This window comes from Halomonas saccharevitans (genome assembly GCF_900116405.1).
Lineage (GTDB): Bacteria > Pseudomonadota > Gammaproteobacteria > Pseudomonadales > Halomonadaceae > Halomonas > Halomonas saccharevitans.
Window position 1 is genome coordinate 1 of the sequence record NZ_FPAQ01000041.1, and the last position, 17,880, is coordinate 17,880.

Annotated in this window: 18 protein-coding genes; 8 read left to right on the forward strand and 10 right to left on the reverse strand. The window is 69.3% G+C overall.

What is annotated here, in order from left to right; genetic code table 11:
* On the forward strand, positions 1-171 hold a 171-nt coding region (locus BM388_RS15035; RefSeq protein WP_175535063.1), incomplete at its 5' end, for a transposase.
* A 465-nt stretch (positions 172-636) separates the two neighbouring features.
* Here BM388_RS15035 and BM388_RS15040 read toward each other — a convergent pair.
* Complete coding sequence (locus tag BM388_RS15040) at positions 637-3,714, reverse strand: bifunctional diguanylate cyclase/phosphodiesterase (protein WP_175535120.1); 3,078 nt, start codon at positions 3,712-3,714, stop codon at positions 637-639.
* A gap of 208 nt (positions 3,715-3,922) precedes the next feature.
* Between BM388_RS15040 and BM388_RS15045 the strand changes: the two genes are divergently transcribed.
* A complete protein-coding gene (locus tag BM388_RS15045; protein WP_089851668.1) occupies positions 3,923-5,203 on the forward strand; it encodes an MgtC/SapB family protein in 1,281 nt (426 codons plus the stop codon).
* A 42-nt stretch (positions 5,204-5,245) separates the two neighbouring features.
* Here the strand turns inward: BM388_RS15045 and BM388_RS15050 are convergent, their stop codons facing one another.
* The 4 genes from BM388_RS15050 to BM388_RS15065 form a co-directional block, all read right to left on the reverse strand.
* Positions 5,246-5,725 carry an SRPBCC family protein gene (locus BM388_RS15050; protein WP_089851623.1) on the reverse strand — a complete coding sequence of 160 codons (480 nt, stop codon included), beginning with the start codon at positions 5,723-5,725 and terminating at the stop codon, positions 5,246-5,248.
* Positions 5,726-5,790: 65 nt separating this feature from the next.
* Entirely contained in the window at positions 5,791-6,012 is a 222-nt protein-coding gene (locus BM388_RS15055; RefSeq protein ID WP_089851625.1) for a hypothetical protein, read from the reverse strand.
* 222 nt (positions 6,013-6,234) lie between these two features.
* On the reverse strand, positions 6,235-6,669 hold the full coding sequence (locus BM388_RS15060; protein ID WP_089851627.1) for an META domain-containing protein: 435 nt from the start codon (positions 6,667-6,669) through the stop codon (positions 6,235-6,237).
* An 89-nt stretch (positions 6,670-6,758) separates the two neighbouring features.
* On the reverse strand, positions 6,759-7,946 hold the full coding sequence (locus BM388_RS15065; protein ID WP_089851629.1) for a M24 family metallopeptidase: 1,188 nt from the start codon (positions 7,944-7,946) through the stop codon (positions 6,759-6,761).
* Positions 7,947-8,094: 148 nt separating this feature from the next.
* Here BM388_RS15065 and BM388_RS15070 point away from each other — a divergent pair, with 148 nt between their 5' ends.
* Positions 8,095-8,823: a YebC/PmpR family DNA-binding transcriptional regulator gene (locus BM388_RS15070; protein ID WP_089851630.1), complete on the forward strand. Its 729-nt coding sequence runs from the start codon at positions 8,095-8,097 to the stop codon at positions 8,821-8,823.
* Between the two features lie 73 nt (positions 8,824-8,896).
* On the opposite strand, the gene BM388_RS15075 is transcribed toward BM388_RS15070, so the two are convergent.
* The 4 genes from BM388_RS15075 to dbpA all read right to left on the reverse strand — a co-directional run bounded on the left by BM388_RS15075 (position 8,897) and on the right by dbpA (position 12,147).
* On the reverse strand, positions 8,897-9,331 hold the full coding sequence (locus tag BM388_RS15075; RefSeq protein ID WP_089851632.1) for a DUF4399 domain-containing protein: 435 nt from the start codon (positions 9,329-9,331) through the stop codon (positions 8,897-8,899).
* A 139-nt stretch (positions 9,332-9,470) separates the two neighbouring features.
* A complete protein-coding gene (locus BM388_RS15080) occupies positions 9,471-9,752 on the reverse strand; it encodes a tautomerase family protein (protein ID WP_483866659.1) in 282 nt (93 codons plus the stop codon).
* Between the two features lie 32 nt (positions 9,753-9,784).
* The gene (locus BM388_RS15085) at positions 9,785-10,687 is read right to left on the reverse strand and encodes a PA4780 family RIO1-like protein kinase (protein WP_089851636.1); all 903 of its coding nucleotides are present in this window, start codon (positions 10,685-10,687) and stop codon (positions 9,785-9,787) included.
* 65 nt (positions 10,688-10,752) lie between these two features.
* A complete protein-coding gene (gene dbpA, locus BM388_RS15090; RefSeq protein WP_089851638.1) occupies positions 10,753-12,147 on the reverse strand; it encodes an ATP-dependent RNA helicase DbpA in 1,395 nt (464 codons plus the stop codon).
* 232 nt (positions 12,148-12,379) lie between these two features.
* Between dbpA and BM388_RS15095 the strand changes: the two genes are divergently transcribed.
* The 5 genes from BM388_RS15095 (at position 12,380) to mltF (ending at position 17,156) form a co-directional block, all read left to right on the forward strand.
* Positions 12,380-13,843, forward strand: a complete 1,464-nt coding sequence (locus BM388_RS15095) for a dihydrolipoyl dehydrogenase (RefSeq protein ID WP_089851640.1) — start codon at positions 12,380-12,382, stop codon at positions 13,841-13,843.
* A 2-nt stretch (positions 13,844-13,845) separates the two neighbouring features.
* On the forward strand, positions 13,846-14,031 hold the full coding sequence (locus BM388_RS15100; protein ID WP_089851642.1) for a hypothetical protein: 186 nt from the start codon (positions 13,846-13,848) through the stop codon (positions 14,029-14,031).
* 10 nt (positions 14,032-14,041) lie between these two features.
* A complete protein-coding gene (locus BM388_RS15105) occupies positions 14,042-14,980 on the forward strand; it encodes an aldo/keto reductase (protein WP_089851645.1) in 939 nt (312 codons plus the stop codon).
* A 3-nt stretch (positions 14,981-14,983) separates the two neighbouring features.
* A complete protein-coding gene (locus tag BM388_RS15110) occupies positions 14,984-15,667 on the forward strand; it encodes a DUF6064 family protein (protein ID WP_089851646.1) in 684 nt (227 codons plus the stop codon).
* An 82-nt stretch (positions 15,668-15,749) separates the two neighbouring features.
* The gene (gene mltF / locus BM388_RS15115; RefSeq protein WP_089851648.1) at positions 15,750-17,156 is read left to right on the forward strand and encodes a membrane-bound lytic murein transglycosylase MltF; all 1,407 of its coding nucleotides are present in this window, start codon (positions 15,750-15,752) and stop codon (positions 17,154-17,156) included.
* A 15-nt stretch (positions 17,157-17,171) separates the two neighbouring features.
* Here the strand turns inward: mltF and BM388_RS15120 are convergent, their stop codons facing one another.
* Positions 17,172-17,786, reverse strand: coding sequence for a LysE/ArgO family amino acid transporter (locus tag BM388_RS15120; protein ID WP_089851650.1), 615 nt, complete (start codon positions 17,784-17,786; stop codon positions 17,172-17,174).
* Positions 17,787-17,880 lie beyond the last annotated feature (94 nt).

Genomic DNA, 17,880 nt, shown 5'->3' on the forward strand with positions numbered 1-17,880 from the left:
CTCAAGCGCACGGTATACGCCACGGCCCAGGTCACCACCCTGCGCCTGAAGTTGCTGAAGATCGGTGGCGTGGTGATCCGCAATACCCGGCGCGTCCGGCTGATGCTGAGTAGCCACTACCCCGACCAAGACCTCTTCCTCAAGCTGATCAAGAAACTGGTGCCGGGATGACCGGCAGGGTGCTGTCCCCGGCACGAGATAAACAATGGGGGTAGGGGGCAGTGCGTCTTGAAGGCGGGAAATCGATCAAAAAGTGAGCGATTCTCGCGCCATCCAGCATGAAGAGCTGGCCTGCTCACCCGCCAGGCCAAACTCGCGATACTGATGCAATATTCAGGCTAGGGAAACCGGCCCGCACCCGACACCCCATCAGCGGCTGCGTCGCCGCTCCCGGCAGCGCCACCGCGCGGCCGATCGGCCGCACGGCGGGAGACATCGGCGAGGTCATGAGCACCTCCATTGATACTGTATTCATATACAGTATTCGCCACTCCCCTGCCGCTGGCAAGTCCCCCGTACATTGACGAGCGCACCGAAAAGGCCTGCCGGCACACGAAGGAGCGACGCTTCGCCGGCCTCCAACGGCAGCGGGCGGCCCGGTGGGGCCGCCCGCTGCACCGCGTCGCGGGGCACGGATCAGGTGGCCTGGCACGTCGCCGCAAGCTCCTCGAGCGGCACCGGCCGGCTGAAGAGATAGCCCTGGAAAGCCTCACAGCCGTGCGCGATCAGCCAGGCCCGCTGGGCCTCGGTCTCGACCCCCTCGGCGAGCACCTCCAGCTGCAGGCTGCGGGAGAGCGCGATGGTACTGGCGACGATGGCCGCGCTGGCCTCGTCCTCCAGCAGGTCGCGCACGAAGGACTGATCGATCTTGAGCTGGTCCAGCGGCAGGCGCTTGAGGTAGGAGAGCGAGGAGTAGCCGGTGCCGAAATCGTCCAGGGCGAAGGTTACCCCGTGCTCCTTGAGGCGCCGCATGGTCTCGCGAGACTCGTCGCGATCATGGACGAACAGGCTCTCGGTGACCTCGAGCTTGAGGCGCGATGGCGGTGCCCCGGTACGCGCCAGGATGGCCAGGGTCCGCTCGGCGAACTCCGGCTCGCGAAACTGCTCGGGGCTGACGTTGACCGAGAGCGTCAGGTCGGCCATGGCCGGATCCCTGACCCAGGCCGCCAGCTGCCGGCAGGCGGTCTCCAGCACCCAGCCGCCGATGGGCACGATCAGCCGGTTCTCCTCGGCCAGGGGGATGAACTCGCCGGGCGAGACCATGCCGCGCGCGGGGTGTGCCCAGCGCAGCAGCGCCTCGGCACCGATCATCTGGCCATCGGCGCCCATCTGGGGCTGATAATAAAGCCGGAACTCGTCCCTCGACAGCGCCTGGCGCAGGTCGGCCTCGAGCTGGGCGCGCCGCTGCAACTGCGCCTGCATGGCCGGGTCGAAGAAGCGCAGGGTATCGCGGCCCGCCTCCTTGGCCTTGTAGAGCGCCATATCGGCCTGCTGGAGGACCTGTTCCAGGGTCGTCTCGCGGTCGCGATAGAGGGTGATGCCGAGGCTCGCGGTCACCGAAAGCTCTCCGCCCGCCAGGCGCATCGGCGCCTGCAGCGCGCCGAGCAGCTTGTGGGCAATGCGCTCGGCCACCACCGCCACCTGAACCTGATCGTGACCCAGGTCGTGCAGCAGCAGCGCGAACTCGTCGCCCCCCAGCCGCGCCAGGGTGTCGGTCTCACGCAGCACCCGATCCAGCCGCATGGCGACCTGCTGCAGCAGGTCGTCGCCGATCAGGTGCCCTCGGGTATCGTTGACTCGCTGGAAGTTGTCCAGGTCGAGGTATAAAAGCGCACCGAACTGGCCGCTGCGATAGCTGTCCTTCAGCGCACTGGCCAGGCGATCCAGCATCAGCCGCCGATTGGGCAGCCCGGTCAGGGGATCGAAGAAGGCGAGCTGGTGGATCTCCTCCTCGGCCGCCTTGCGCCGGGTGATGTCGTTGAAGGTGGCCACGTAGTGGGTCAGCTCGCCGGCATCGTTGCGCACCGCGCTGATGGTCAGCCACTCGGGGAATATCTCGCCGTTCTTGCGACGGTTCCATATCTCGCCCTGCCAGCTACCATGCTGCTCCACGCTCTCCCAGAGCGCCTGATAGAAGTCGTCGTCGTGACGACCGGAGCGGAGCATGCCCGGATTGCGGCCCAGCACCTCCGCCTCCGAATAGCCGGTGATGCGGGTGAAGGTCTCGTTGACCCGCAGGATCGCGCCTCGCTCATCGGTGACCAGCATGCCCAGGTGCGTCTCGAAGGCCATGGCGGCGATACGCAGCTGGGCCTCGGTGGCGCGCACGTCGGTGACCTCGCGCACCACGGCCAGCACGCCGCTGAAGGCGCCTCCCTCGTCCAGCGGGCTCAAGATCGCGTGGAAGTCGCGCGGCACGCCAGCAAGCGTGACGCGATAGTCGATGTCCACCGGATCACCGCTGGCCCGCAGTGCCTCCAGGGCGCGATCGAGCTGGTCTGCCACGTCCGCCGAGAGGACCTCGCGGTAGTGGTGCTGCAGCAGCGCCTCGGCGTCGCCGACCAGCTGGTCGCGGTCCACGGCATGCACGTAGACGAAGCGTCCCTCGGCATCGAAGACGAAGATCATGTCCTGGATCGAGCCGACCAGGGCCTGCAGCCGCGCCTCGCGCTCCAGCACCGCGCGCCGCGCCTGCTCGCGCTCCTCGAGACGACAGCGCAGCTCGCTTTCGAGCCATCGCAGGCCAAGATAGTGGCGCAGCAGCCACCCGCCCAGCACGACCACCACCAGGAAGACGCCGCCCAGCAGCCAGAGCCGCTGCCACCAGTTCGCCAGCAGCACATCGAGCTTCTCGCCGACCACCACCAGCAGCGGCAGGTCGGTCACGCGCTGCTGGGCATAGAGCCGCTCGTGGCCGTCAAGCGGCGAGACGATGCGCTGCACCGTCGCGGCCTCGCCGCTCGCCAGGAAGGCCTGGGTCAGCGGCTCACGGACGCGCACGCCGAGCCTATCCGTGGCTCCGCCGCCGTCGAAGGCAGGCCGGCGGGCGATCAGCTGCATCTCGGTATCGAGGATGGCGATGCTCTCCCCCGGCGTCATGCTCAGCCGCGAAAGCGACGTGGCGAAGATCGTCGGATCGAGGCGCAGTACGGCCAGGCCCTGGAAGCGACCGTCCGGCCCGCGCAGGCGGCGCACATGAACGAGGTGATGGGTCTCAGCGAAGGGCGACCAGTAGAGCGGGGTCACCAGGGAGTCGAGGCGGCCATCACGGCGCATGGCGAGATAGAAGGCGCGTCCGCTGAGGTCATGGCCGGGGGGCCAGTAGGACGCCGAGGAGGCCACGACGCGCCCTGCGGCGTCGACCAGGCTCAGCTCGTCGATGAAGGCGAAGCGATCCCGCCGCTCGGCCAGCAGGGCCTCGATATCGGTCGGCGCCAACGCCGACTCCTCCTCCGCCAGGCGCCGCTCGAGCAGCGGCGACAGGTCGGCGAGAGCCTGCTCACCCACCGCGAAGGTGGTGCTCACCCACTCGGCCACGAGGTCGGCCCGCGCCTCGACGCGCGCCTCGGCGCCGTCGATCGCGCGCTGGCGATGATCGATGAGCACCCAGGCCAGGAAAATGGCCAGCGCCACCAGCGCCATGAGGTAGGTGCCGATGGCGCTCAGCCGAGGCCAGCCGTGTCGCCTGCCGGCCATGCGTGGAGAGTCCTTCATGCCGCCCGATATCCTTGTCTTATACGCCGGTAAGGCACCCCCAGTGTAATGGATTGTGGAGGGCTGTCTTCCCTCGATCCAACCCGACCACCCCCGGCGTGCGCTCGACGCGCTGCGCACGCTGGCGGCCCGACGTTGAAGCGACGGCGCGCAGCGGCCACCCTGAAGGCATCCGTCGATCACCGGATGACACGGGGACGCCCTCGCCATGGACGATGTCGCCAGCGACTTTCTCATCGCCAACGAACCCGCACTGCGCCTGGGCGTGGCGCTGTTGCTGGGTGCCCTGATCGGCATCGAACGCGGCTGGGTCGCCCGGGAGCAGCAATCCGGCGAGCGCATCGCCGGCATCCGCACCCACGCGCTGGTCGGCCTGCTCGGCGGCATCGCCGCGCTGCTGTCGGAGGCCGTCAGCAACTGGGCCTTCCCGCTGATCTTCCTGGCCCTGGCCGCCACCAGCCTGGTCGCCTGGTGGGCGAGGCTGAGCCAGCACCACGACTACAGCATCACCGGCCTAGTGGGGCTGCTGCTGACCTTCTGCTTCGGAGCGGTGGCGGTGGCGATCGACCTGGCACTGGCCACCGCCGGCGCGGTGATCACCGCCGTGATCCTCGACAACAAGCACGAGATCCATGGCCTGCTGAACAAGCTGCAGGCCCACGAGCTCGACGCCGGCCTCAAGCTGCTGCTGATCAGCGTGGTGATGCTTCCGCTGCTGCCCGACCGCGGCCTCGGGCCCGGCGAGGCGCTCAACCCCTACGAGATCTGGTGGATGGTGGTGCTGATCGCCGCGATCTCCTTCGTCGGCTACTTCGCCATGCGCGTGGGCGGAACCGAGAAGGGCATCCTCTTCACCGGGCTGTTCGCCGGCCTCTCCTCCTCCACGGCGCTGACCCTGCATTTCGCCCGGCTGTCGCGCCAGAGCCAGGAGGTCGAGGCGATGCTGGCCGCCGGCATCCTGGTGGCCTGCGGCACCATGTTCCCGCGGATCCTGATCTATGCCGCGGTGATCAGCCCGGGCCTGCTGCCCCGCCTGCTGCTGCCGATCGCGGCAATGGGCCTGCTGCTCTACCTGCCGGCGCTGCACCTCTGGCGCCGCCATCGTCGTACCCTCAGGGTCGACAGCCCGACCCCGATTCAGAACCCCCTGGAGCTGCGCACCGCGCTGCTGTTTGGCGGCCTGCTCGCGCTGATCATGCTGCTCGGCGAGTGGCTGCGCGATGGACTCGGCGAGGCCGGTATCTACCTGCTGGCCGCCGCCTCTGGGGTGGCCGACGTGGACGCCATCACCCTCTCGCTGACCCGCATGTCGCTGGAGCGGATCGCCCCCGCCACCGCGGTGCTGGGCATCATCATCGCCGCCGCGGTCAACAACCTCTTCAAGTCGGGGCTGGCCACCGCCTTCGGCACGCGGCGGCTCGGCCTGCGCGTCGCCCTGCCGATGGTCGCCTCGATGGCGGTGGGCCTGGCGCTGGCCTGGCTTGCGTGAACGCCGAGCCCTCGGGCGGCCATGGGATGCCGACCCCGCGATTCACTGCCGATCGATCGCGAGCAGCGGCACATCGAGCCATCGGGCCAGGCCCTCGGCGCCATCGCGCATCACGGCATGGTGGTTCCAGGCGAACATCGGCTCGGCGAGCGGCGCGATCAGGGCCATCCAGGGCCGAACGGGGCGCACCCGCCACTCGTAGCGCACCCGGGTGACGCCTCGCGCCTCGCTCACAAGCCAGCGGCCGATCCCCCGCACGTCGCCGCGGGCGACGCCCTCGATCAGCCGCCCCGGCACCACGCGGGTCACGCGCACCTCGAAGCAGAGGCGATAGCCCAGGCGACTCCGCCAGCGATAGCGATAGCGCCGGCCGATGCCGCGGGCATCCCCCGGCGCCAGCTCCTCCACGGCACGCAGGCTCTTCCACCAGACGGGCCAGTCGACGGGATCGGCGAGCGTGCGGTAGACGCGATCGAGGGGCGCCTCGAACCACCAGGTGGTGAGATAGCGAAGCTCCGTCATGCTCGAGTGCCTGGTCATGGTCCGGGGCGCGGAGGGGATGAAGACCTTCGCCGGCGGGTCGGGCGCTAGGTAGCCTCGTAGGGCCGGGCCGAGACCTCATCGGGGCCGTGGCGATTGAGGATCTCCTCCGCCTCCGGCTGCGACGCCTCGGGGACGATCACCTTGACCTCGCTGCTCTGCCTGTCGATAAACAGCGTCTCCCGGGGAAAGCCCTCGGAGACCAGTTCATCGAAGGCATTGACGGCCTTGTCGATGCTGCCATAGGCAGCCGTAACGGTCTGAGTCATGACACCCTCCACCACAGGGATAGCGAGCATCCGGCACCGGGCGGTGCCGGAACGCGGCGAGAGGGAGACATCCCCCTCGCCTGCAGTGTAGTCCTCACCGCTTACTCAACACCGCCTCGACACCGCATGAGCGATCGTCTCGGGCGTGCCCCCGACCATCTCGCCCCCACGGCGACGGGTAGACCACCATGGCGGCCACGAACGACCGACCATGACGTCGACTCAGGTGAGGTGCACCGCCTCGAGGCGCGCCAGCACCTCGCCGTCGGCGTCGAGCAGCGTGAGTTGCTGGCCCTCGACCCGCCACTCGGCTACTTGGCCCAGCGCGTTCAGGAAGGCCTGCTCGGTCTGCATGCCTTCCGGGCAGGCCATGCGAGTGCTCGCCAGCTTCGCGAAGCTCAAGGCATCGCCCTCCAGCCGATACTGGCCGGTCATGCGATTGCAGCCGGTGGAACCCATCACACGCTGCTCGTCGGTATGCAGCACGAAGTGCGCCTCGCGCTGCTGCTCGACCACCGTGACCGGTGCGTCGCCGAGATGGGTCAGCTTCCAGTAGGTGTTTACCAGCGGCTCGTCGACCGTGCGCTCGGCGGCCGCACATCCCGCCAGCAGCAGCGCCACCAGCAGCATTCCCGATACCTGGATAATCCGTTTCATGCGTTGCTCCTTGAGGATGAAGTGACTTCGCTCAGACCGCTCATATCCATAAGGTTCCGTGCCCGCGGCCGTAGGCCCGCGCTCGCCGCTCAAGACTGCTCCTGAAGCTGCCAGTCATTGTCGGTGAGCGGCGCTCCCCCGTCGGGGGTGACGCGCACGGTATCGCTCAGGCCGATGCCCCACTGGCCCGGCAGGCGCAGGCAGAGCGGCAGGTGGAAGACCATGTCGGCCTCGAACTCGCGGTCCTGGCCGCGGGCGATGTAGCCCGTGCCCTCGACCCAGCTGGGCGGAAACTGGGCCCCCACCGCATAGCCGAACACGCCGGAGAAGAAGGCCCGGTCGGCATGGGGGGCCAGCACGGCCTCGGCCGCCCGGGCCGCCTCGTCGAAGGTACGGCCGGGCCGCATGGTGGCGACCAGCACCTCGAACATGCCGCGACAGACATCGCGCAGCGCCTGCATCTCGGCGCTGGCCCGCCCGGCCACGGCGGTGCGCATCATCGGCGCGGTATAGCGGTGGTAGGCGGAGCCGAACTCCAGGAACACCGGCTCGTCCTCGGCGATCACGTTTCGCTTGTGATTGACGTGGATGATGCTGATGCGCCGGCCGCTGGTCACGATGGGCTGCAGGCTCATGAACTCGCTGCCGGCGGCCAGCAGGGCGCGGCTCCCCTCCGCCGCCACCTCGTTATCGGTGACGCCGGGAGCGATCGCCGCCATGGCCGCCCGCAGGCCGATGGAGGTGATTCGCGCGCTCTCGCGCAGGCAGTCGAGCTCCGCCGGCGTCTTGACGATGCGCAGGCGATCGAGCAGCTCGCCACCGTCATCGCGGAAGCGCTCGACCCCGAGCCGGGCCTGCAGCGCACGGATGACGCCGTGGCGCAGGCCGGCCCCGAAGGCGTCCAGGCCGATGGCCTGGAAGGGCGCGAGCACCTCGGCCAGCGGCTCGATCACCTCCTCGATGCCCTCCCAGCGATAGCCCAGTATCTCGTCCACCCGGGCGGTAACCACCGCCGGGCCGGTCTCGATGGAGGGCACCTGCAGCACCAGGCGCTCGGCCGAGACCACCAGGCAGGTGTGCACCGAGACCTCGAAGGTGTGGTAGCCCGTCAGGTAGAAGATGTCGGCAGGGTCGGTGAGCAGCAGCGCCTCGAGGCCGGCGCTCCGCATGGCCTGGCGCACGCGGCGACGACGGGAATCGAACTCCTCGGGGACGAAGGGCAGCTCGCGCTCGGCGAGGCACTCGGCCAGGGCATGGCGGTAGGCGTGGTGGTCCATCCGGTGAGGCTCCAGGGTCGGCGGGGTCACTGGCAGTGTAGCCATGACGGCCGTCACAACGGAGGCGCGATGGGCAAAATATCCCTGTTACCGTCCGCGTCGGTTTCGTAGAATCCAGCCACGAATTTCGACGCCATAGGACAATGCAATGGGCAGGGCCTTCCAGAACCGCAAGGAATCCATGGCCAAGACGGCCGACGCCAAGACCAAGGTGTACAGCAAGTACGGTCGCGAGATCTACGTCTGCGCCAAGCAGGGCGGCATCGACCCCGAGGGCAACCTGGCCCTGCGCGGCCTGATCGAGCGCGCCAAGAAGGACCAGGTACCGTCCCACGTCATCGACAAGGCCCTGGACAAGGCCAGCGGCGTGGGCGGCGAGGACTTCTCCACGGCCCGCTACGAGGGCTTCGGGCCGGGCAGCTGCATGGTCATCGTCGAGTGCCTGACCGACAACCCGAACCGCACCTTCGGCGACGTGCGCGGCTGCTTCACCAAGGCCAAGAGCAAGCTCGGCACCCCGGGCAGCGTCAGCCACATGTTCGATCACTGCGCCATCCTCGCCTTCAAGGGCGATGACGAGGAGGCCACCCTCGAGGCGCTGATGGAGGCCGATGTCGACGTCACCGACATCGAGAACGAGGCGGGCCAGATCACCGTCTTCGCCCCCCACACCGAGTACGCCAAGGCCAAGCAGGCACTGCTCGACGCCTTCGACGGAATCGAGTTCGAGGTCGACGAGATCCAGTTCGTGCCCCAGACCATGACCCCGGTCGCCGGCGACGACGTGGCGCTGTTCGACAAGCTGGTGGACACCCTGAACGACCTGGACGACGTGCAGAACGTCTACCACAACGCCGAGATCGAAGGCCGGGGCTAAAGCGCCACTCGGGCCGTGGGCGGGGCCCCGTCGGGCACCTGACGTCTCCGGTGGGCGCCCGACGGCCGGTGTATCACTCCACCGTGATGGTGATGGCCTCGGAGGTCACCGGCGGGTCGAAGCTGACATGGTTGGCGTCCATGAACAGCAGTTGCAGGGTGTGCTCGCCCGGCTCGAGCTCGAGATCGACCTCGGTCTGGCCGCCGCCGAAGTGGCGCAGGGTCTCACTGGCCGGCAGCGGCTGGTCGAGATCCACCTCGTCCAGCGGCGTGTCGACCAGCAGGTGATGGTGGCCGGTGCCCTCACGCGCCGTGCCGGCGGGCGCCACGCCCATGCCCGAGAGGCCCATGCGCACGGTGACGGGACTCTCGACGCTCGCCCCGGCCTCGGGTGAGATGAAGTAGACCTCGCTGCCCTCGGGGGCCGCGCTGCGCTCCGTCTGAGCCATGGCCGCCGAGGCCAGCAGCAGGCTGCCGGCCAGCCCCAGGCCCGCTATCCACTTGTTCATGACGCGTCTCCTTGTCCATCGACATACGATAGTGAGAAACGGCAGGGCTTCCGGCTCGGACGGCGGCCCTGCCGCCCACTCAGCCTAGTCGAACATTCCCGGCGCAGACACGACAAGGGAAACCATCGCACCAGCGTGCTCAGCGCGGGCCGTCCTCGCGGTCGCAGCCCAGCCTGCCGCCGCGGGCCCAGTGCTCGCCGTCCACCTCGTTGAAGAACACCTGCACGGACTCCGCCGAGTTGCCGTAGACCTCCTCGAACGCCTCGGTGATGCGCCGGGCCAGCTCACGCTTTTGCGCCACGCTGCGGGGAAACTGCTGAACGGTGACGATGGGCATGCTCGGCTCCTTAGGGGTGAAAGATGAGTGAGGGGGGGAATGAGCGTCCAAGATAGCAGAAACCCGCCTCGCGGCGGGTTTCATGGTCTCGTGGACAGCGGGCGCTCAGGCGACCGTCACGACTCGTCGTGGTCGGCTCGCCAGTCGGCCGCGGCCTCGGCCACGCCGGCATCTCGTTCGCCGCTGAGGAGCGCCCGTCGCTCTTCCTCCTCCTCGCGCACGTCGTCGATCACCGTCATCAGGTCGTCCACGTCGACCTCGCGGGTGTCGTGCTCGAAGCAGCCGGTCAGCTCGCTCTCCGGATGCAGATCACCGGCCTCAAAGAGCGACCAGATCTCCTTGCCGTAGTCGGTCACCAGCAGCTCCGGGGCGAAGCGGCCGAAGTAGCGGCGCATGTTGTCGACGTCGCGCTCGAACATCCAGGCGGCGCTGTTGTTGCCGGCGGCATCCACCGCCTGGGGCAGGTCGATGATCACCGGGCCGTCGGCGGCGAGCAGCACGTTGAACTCGGACAGATCGCCATGCACCAGGCCGGCGCAGAGCATGCGTACCACGTCGCCGATCACCTTGGCGTAGTGGGCCCGGGCCTCGTCGGCCGTCAGGGTCACGTCGTCCAGCCGCGGGGCGGTCAGCCCCTCGGCGTCGGTGATCATCTCCATCAACAGCACGCCGTCAATGAAGCCAAAGGGCTTGGGCACCCGCACCTCGGCGGCCGCCAGCCGGTAGAGGGCATCGACCTCGGCATTGAGCCAGGCCTGCTCCTGCTCCTTCTGGCCGTAGCGGGTCTTCTTGGCCATGGCGCGGGAGCGGCGGCTGTTGCGCTCGCGGCGCCCCTCCTGATACTGCACGGCCTGCTTGAAGCTACGCTGCTTGGCCTCCTTGAAGACCTTGGCGCAGCGCCGCTCGCCGTGGGAGCGCACCACGAACACCTGGGCTTCCTTGCCACTCATCAGCTGGCCTTCGACCTCGTCGATCAGGCCATCTTCGACCAGCGGCTGTAATCTCTTGGGTATCTTCATGTCACCACGTTGGCATAGAACCCGGCGGCTGGGTATGCGCCGGGCGAATCGCGTTGCAGGATCGGTCAGCGGCGGATGCGACGGGCCCGGAAGCTGCGTCCCTTGATCCGGCCATTGGCCAGCTGGTCGAGGGCCGCCCCGACAACGTCGCGGCGCACGGCCACGTAGGCACTGTTGGCCAGCACCTTGATCTTGCCCACCTGATCGCCGGCGATCCCGCCCTCGCCGGTCAGGGCGCCAAGGATGTCGCCGGGGCGCACCTTCTGCTTCTTGCCGCCGCCGAGCTCCAGCGTCGCCATGGCCGGCGTGAAGGGCGAGCGCTCCAGCACCGCGCGGGAGGGCAGCGGCTCCGGGGCGAGGGTCTCGCCGAGGAAGTCGGCGAGGCGTGCCAGCCGGTACTCCTCCTGGTCGGCCACCAGGGTACAGGCCACCCCGGAGCCGCCGGCGCGACCGGTGCGCCCGATGCGGTGGACGTGCACCTCGAGCTCACGGGCGATGCGGTAGTTAAATACCGCATCCAGCGACGCGATGTCGAGCCCGCGGGCGGCCACGTCGGTGGCCACCAGGATCGAGGCGCTGCCGTTGGCGAACAGCACCAGCAGGCGATCGCGATCGCGCTGCTCCAGGTCGCCGTGCAGCGCCAGGGCGCTGAAGCCCGCGTCGTTCAGGGCCTCGGCGACCTCGTCGGTCTCGCGCTTGGTGTTGCAGAACACCACGCTGGACTCGGGCCGAACCTGCAGCAGCAGGCGGCGCAGCGCCTCGAAGCGCGCCGATTCGTCGGCCACCCGATAGAAGTGCTGGCGGATGGTGGTGTCGTCGTGGGGCTCGTCGACCTCCACCGTGACCGGCTCGCGCATCAGCCTCTCGGCGATGGGCCGGATGGCCTCGGCATAGGTGGCACTGAACAGCAGCAGCTGACGGCGCGCCGGGGTCTCGGCGATGATCGCCTCCATGGCGGCCTGGAAGCCCATGTCGAGCATGCGATCGGCTTCGTCCAGCACCAGGGTCTCGAGCTCGGAGAGATCGAGCGTGCCCTTGCGCAGGTGCTCCTCCACTCGCCCCGGGGTGCCGACGACGAGATGCGCGCCATGCTCCAGCGAGGCGCGCTGCGGCCCCAGGGGGGCGCCGCCGCACAGGGTCAGCACCTTGACGTTGGGCAGGCTGCGCGCCAGGCGACGCAGCTCGCCGGCCACCTGGTCGGCGAGCTCGCGGGTCGGGCAGAGCACCAGCCCCTGCACCCGAGAGGACGTGAGGGTCAGCCGCGAGAGCAGGCCCAGGCCGAAGGCCGCGGTCTTGCCCGAGCCGGTCTTCGCCCGGGCGATCACGTCGCGACCCGCCAGCATCGGCGGCAGGCTCTCGGCCTGGATCGGCGTCATGGTGCGATAGCCAAGCGTGGCGAGGTTGGACAGCAGTTCCGGCGCCAGCGGCAGCGCGGCGAAATCGGCAGAGGAATCAGACACGTATTAGACCTGCAAGAAAAGGCGGGCAGCGGGTCGGGGCGCGATGACGGCGGGCGCCGCCCGCCCGGGACCACGGGAGCGAGGATGAAAGTCGGCCAGCATAGCAGAAAGTGCCGCCCTTCGCCCGCAAGCCCATGGCGGCGCGTTCTTCCGCGACAACGAGCCTCGGCGTCCATCCGGCTCGGGCGTGCCATAGTGACTGGAGAGATGTCGCCACCAGAGGGGAGAACAGATGCAGGAGCGACAGGTCGAGATCGCCATCATCGGGGCCGGCAGCGCGGGCTTGAGCGCCTGGCACGCCGCCCGCAAGCACAGCGACAACGTGCTGCTGATCGAGGGCGGCGCCTACGGCACCACCTGCGCCCGGGTGGGCTGCATGCCCTCCAAGTTGCTGATCGCCGCCGCCGAGGCCGCCCATCAGGCTCGCGAGGCCGACGGCTTCGGCGTCCGGATGGGCCCGGTCGAGGTGGACGGGCGCGCCGTGATGGAGCGCGTCCGGCGCGAACGTGACCGCTTCGTGGAGGGCGTGCTCGGGACGGTGGAGCGCCTCGGCGAGGCGAACCGCCTGGAGGGCCACGCGCGCTTCGCCGACCCGCACACCCTGATCGTCGGCGAGCACACCCGGGTAACGGCCCGCACCATCGTCATCGCCACCGGTTCGCGGGGCACCTGGCCGGGCTTCTTCGCGGCGGCCGGCGACCGGCTGATCGTCAACGACGACGTCTTCGACTGGGCGGACCTCCCCGAGTCGGTGGCCGTGTTCGGCCCCGGGGTGATCGGCCTGGAGCTCGGCCAGGCGCTGCACCGGCTGGGCGTGCGCCTGCGGGTGTTCGGCGTCGGCGGCGCCCTGGGGCCCTTTCGCGACGAGACCGTGCGGGCCTACGCGGAGCGCACCTTCAACGAGACGTTCTACGTCGATCCCGACGCCGAGGTAGAGCGGATCGAGCGCAACGGCGACGCCGTGGCAATTACCTTCCTCGAGCGCGACACCGGCGAGCGCCTCACCGAGCGCTTCGACTACCTGCTCGCCGCCACCGGCAGACAGCCCAACCTCGATCGGCTCGATCTCGAGCGGGCCGGCCTGGCGCTGGACGACCAGGGCGTGCCGCGCTTTCACCGCTTCACCCTGCAGTGCGTGAACGCCGATGAGAGCCCGGGCCATGTCTTCATCGCCGGCGACGCCAACCAGGCGCTGCCGCTGCTGCACGAGGCCAACGCCGAGGGGCGCATCGCCGGCGACAACGCCGGGCGCTATCCGGAGCTGCGCGCCGGCCACCGCCACGTGCCCCTGGCGGTGGTCTTCACCGAGCCGCAGATGGCCACCGTCGGCGCCAGTCGTGGCGAGCTCGTGCGCCAGTTCGGCGACGACTGTATCGCCACCGGCGAGGCCTCCTTCGAGGACCAGGGGCGGGCCGTGGTAATGCGCCAGAATCGCGGCCTGATGCGCCTGTATGCCGAGCACGGTTCGGGCCAGTTCCTGGGCGCCGAGCTGTTTGGGCCGCGGGTCGAGCACCTGGCGCACCTGCTGGCCTGGATGCTGGAGCAGAAGTGCAGCGTCGGCCGCCTGCTCGAGATGCCCTTCTACCATCCGGTGCTGGAGGAGGGCCTGCGCAGCGCCCTGCGAGACCTCAATGCCAGCCTGCGCCAGGGGCCGGCGATCATCGAACGCTGCATGGAGTGCGGCCCGGGAGACTGAGCATGACGCCACGACGACTCACCTCTGGCATCACCTCGTCCATCACCTCTGCCATCACCTCTGCCATCACCTCTGCCATCGCGTCATCGATCGCGTCATCGATCGCGGCGGCGTCCGCCGCCGAGGCGCTTAGGGAGCGGTTGGAGGAGTGGCAGGCAACGCCGACCGGGATGGCCCCGCCGTCGTAAGGAGCGCCCCATGGCCCTGCCGCTTCCGCCTCGACTCCTCCTGTCCCGCCGCCGGCTGCTGCGCGGCCTGCTCGCCGCGGCGGCCGCCTCGGCGCTGCCCGGCGCCCTGGCACGGTCGGCCGAGCCGCTGACCCGCACGCTGCCCGGCACAGGCGTGGCGCTGCCTCGGGTGGGCCTGGGCAGCTGGATCACCTTCAACGTCGGCGACGATCCGCTGCTGCTCGAGGCCTGTACCGCGGTCATGGCGGCCTTCTTCGCCGCGGGAGGGCGCCTGATCGACTCCTCGCCGATGTACGGCACGTCCCAGGCGACGATCGGCCACGCCCTGAAGCAGCTCCAGGCCGTCGAGCGCGTCTACGCCGCCGACAAGGTCTGGACCTCGAGCCGCGACGCAGGGCCTGAGCAGATCGAGGCCTCCCGCCAGGCCTGGGGGGTGCCGCGCTTCGATCTGCTGCAAGTCCACAACCTGCGGGGCTGGGAGGGTCACCTCGAGACCCTGCAGGCGATGAAGGCGACCGGCGAGGTGCACCATCTCGGCATCACCACTTCCCACGGGCGACGCCACGACGAGGTGGAACACATCCTGCGCCGGGTGTCGCTGGACAGCGTCCAGCTCACCTACAACATCGTCGACCGCGAGGCCGAACGGCGCCTGCTGCCGCTGGCCCGGGAGCGCGGCATCGGCTTGATCGCCAACCGCCCCTTCCAGCGCAAGCGCCTGATCCGGCGCCTGGCGGGCAAGCCACTGCCGCCCTGGGCCGCCGAGATCGGCGCCGAGACCTGGGCGCAGTTCATCCTCAAGTTCATCATCTCCCACCCGGCGATCACCTGCGCCATCCCCGCGACCACACAGGTCGAGCATGTCCGCGAGAACCTCGCCGCCGCCCGGGAGCCGCTGCCCGACGAGGCGCTACGCCGGCGCATGGCCGATCACGTGCGGGGGCTCTAGGGCATGGGCGGCAGCGCCTGGTGGACCTATCGCCCCGAGGATCTGCTGATGTTCTCGCCGCGGGTCTACGCGCGGCTTTTCGAGCTGCACAACCAGGCCCTGTGGCCCGCCCAGCTGCTCGGCCTGGCGCTGGGCGGCGTCGCCCTGGCGGTCCTGCTACGCCCCGGCCCGCGGGGCACTCGCCTGATCGTCGCTCTGCTGGCCGTGGCCTGGGCCTTCGTGGGCTGGGCCTTCCTGTGGCAGCGCTACGCCCCCATCCACTGGGGCATCGCCTATGTCGCCCCGCTGTTCGGCCTGCAGGCGCTGCTGCTGGCGGGCCTGAGCACTCTACGCGCAGGGCTCCACCTGCCGCGACGGTGGAGCGTGCGGCGCGGCATCGGCATCGGGCTCTTCGCCTATGCCCTGGTCCTGCACCCGCTGGTCGCCCCGGCGACGGGGCGCGGCCTCGCGGGCGCCGAAATCCTCGGGCTTACACCCGACCCGCTCGCCATCGCCACCCTGGGCGTGACGGCCATGGCCGAACCGGCCCGTCGCGCCTGGGCACTGCTGGCCCTTCCCGCCCTCTGGTGCCTGCAGAGCGGGTTCACCCTTTACATCCTCGGCGAGCCCGGCGCCTGGCTGCCGCTGCTGGCCGTCATCACGGCCCTGGTGGCGCGGTGTTGGCCGGCGCCCGCCGCACAGCGTTGACTCGCGCCGACCGGACACCGCGCCGAGGCTGTTAAGCTGATGTCCAGCTTACGTTTTCCCCGCGGATCAGGAGTTATCGCCCATGCCCAGGTTCCGCCTGCTGATCGCCCTCCTGCCACTGGCCATGCTTCAGGCCTGCGGCCCGGACGAGGCCTCGGTCGCCACGCTCGAGCCGCCCGCCTCCGGCGAGACGCTCAGGGTGGCCACCCGCAACGCCGCCACCACCTACTACCTCGACCGCCGTCAGGCCCCCGCCGGCCCTGAGCACGATCTGGTCGAGGGCTTCGCCGAGGCCAACGGCTGGCAGATCGAGTGGGTGACACTCAGCTCCACCACCGAGGTGCTGGAGGCCCTGGAGAGCAACACGGTCGACCTGGCCGCCGCCGGCCTGACCCATCTGCCCTCGCGTGACGAACGCTTCCGCCAGGGGCCGACCCATACCGACGTCGTCGAGCAGCTGGTGTGCCACCGCGAGATGCGCCCGATGCCCCGCGAGGTAGAGGAGATGGCCGACGTCGAGATCCGCGTCACGGAGGACTCCAGCTACACGGAACGACTCGATAGCCTCTCCAACGATCACACCGGGATCACCTACGCGGAGGATCCGCGCACCACCGAGATGCTGCTGGCCGCGGTCGCCGAGCGACAGATCGACTGCACCCTGGCCGACTCCAACATCGTGCAGGTGGTACGCCGCCACTTCCCGCACCTGGAGGTCGCCATGAACCTGACCCGTGGCGATCGGCTGGGCTGGTACCTGTCCGCCGGGCATCAGGCCCTCGCCGCGCAGGCCCGGGAGTGGATGGCAAGCCCCGAGGGCGAGGCCAGCGTCGAGACGATGCAGCACCGCTACTACGACTACATCGGCGACTTCGATTTCGTCGACCTGCGGGCCCTGAATCGACGCATCGAGGAGCGCCTGCCCTCGCTGCTGTCGTACTTCTTCGCCGCCGCCGACGAGACCGGCATGCCCGCCGACCTGCTCGCCGCCCTGGCCTACCAGGAGTCGCACTGGGACCCCCGCGCCGTCTCACCCACCGGAGTACGCGGCATCATGATGCTGACCCAGAACACCGCCAAGTCACTGGGCGTCGCCAATCGCCTGGATCCGGCCGAGGCCATCGACGGCGGCGCCCGCTATCTGGCCGACCGGCATGACCGGCTGCCCGACACCATCCCCGAACCGGACCGCACCTACCTGGCACTGGCCAGCTACAACGTCGGCCGTGGCCACCTGCTGGACGCCCGCCAGCTGGCTCGCGAGCTCGGCAAGGACCCGGACTCCTGGGCCGACATGAAGGAGGTGCTGCCACTCAAGGCCGACAAGCGCTACTACCCCCAGACCCGCTACGGCTATGCCCGGGGCTACGAGCCGGTGCACTACGTGCAGCGGATCCGCAACTACCTGGACGTCATCAGCGCCGCGGTGGAATGGCTTCCCCTGGAACCCCAGGACGCCGAGGACGAGAGCCTCACCCAGCAAGGCTAGGCCAGGCGTCCTCGATCAGGCCGTCGCGGGGGAATTGATGGCCAGGTGCACGGCGATCACCGCCATCATCACGCCGATGGTGCCGTCGATCGCCCGCCAGGCGAGCGGCCGGGAGAGCCAGGGGGAGAGCGCCGCGCCGCCCCAGGCCAGCAGGCTGAACCAGAGGATCGAGGCGGTGACCGCCCCGGCCACGAAGGTGGCTGAACTCTGCTGCTGGGCGCCGATGGAGGGGATCAGCAGCAGGGTATCCAGGTAGACCTGGGGATTGAGCAGGGTGACCGCGAGGGTGGCCAGCAGCACGCGCCTCGGGCTGCGCTCGCTCGCCCCGTCGACGGAGAGCCCCTGACGGCCAGTGGCGGCGCGCAGGAAGGCCTGGGCCGCCAACCAGGTCAGGAAGACCACGCCCAGCCAGCGCAGCGCCTCCAGGGCGCTCGGCATGCTCAAAAGCACCGCACTGACCCCGAACATCCCGGCCAGGATCAGCAGCGCATCGGTACTCATGCAGAGCCCCGCCGACCACCAGTGGTGCTCGCGGCGCACCGCGACGCCCAGCACGTAGGCATTCTGCGCGCCGATGGCGATGATGATACCGCCGCTCACCAAAAGCCCGGTGACATAGCTCTCCAGCATCGCGTTTCCCCTCCTGAATCCCGTCGAGAGGGGCCAGCATAGCGATGCCACCACATCTATAAAAATCATCCTGCTAATATCACATCAGCTTTGC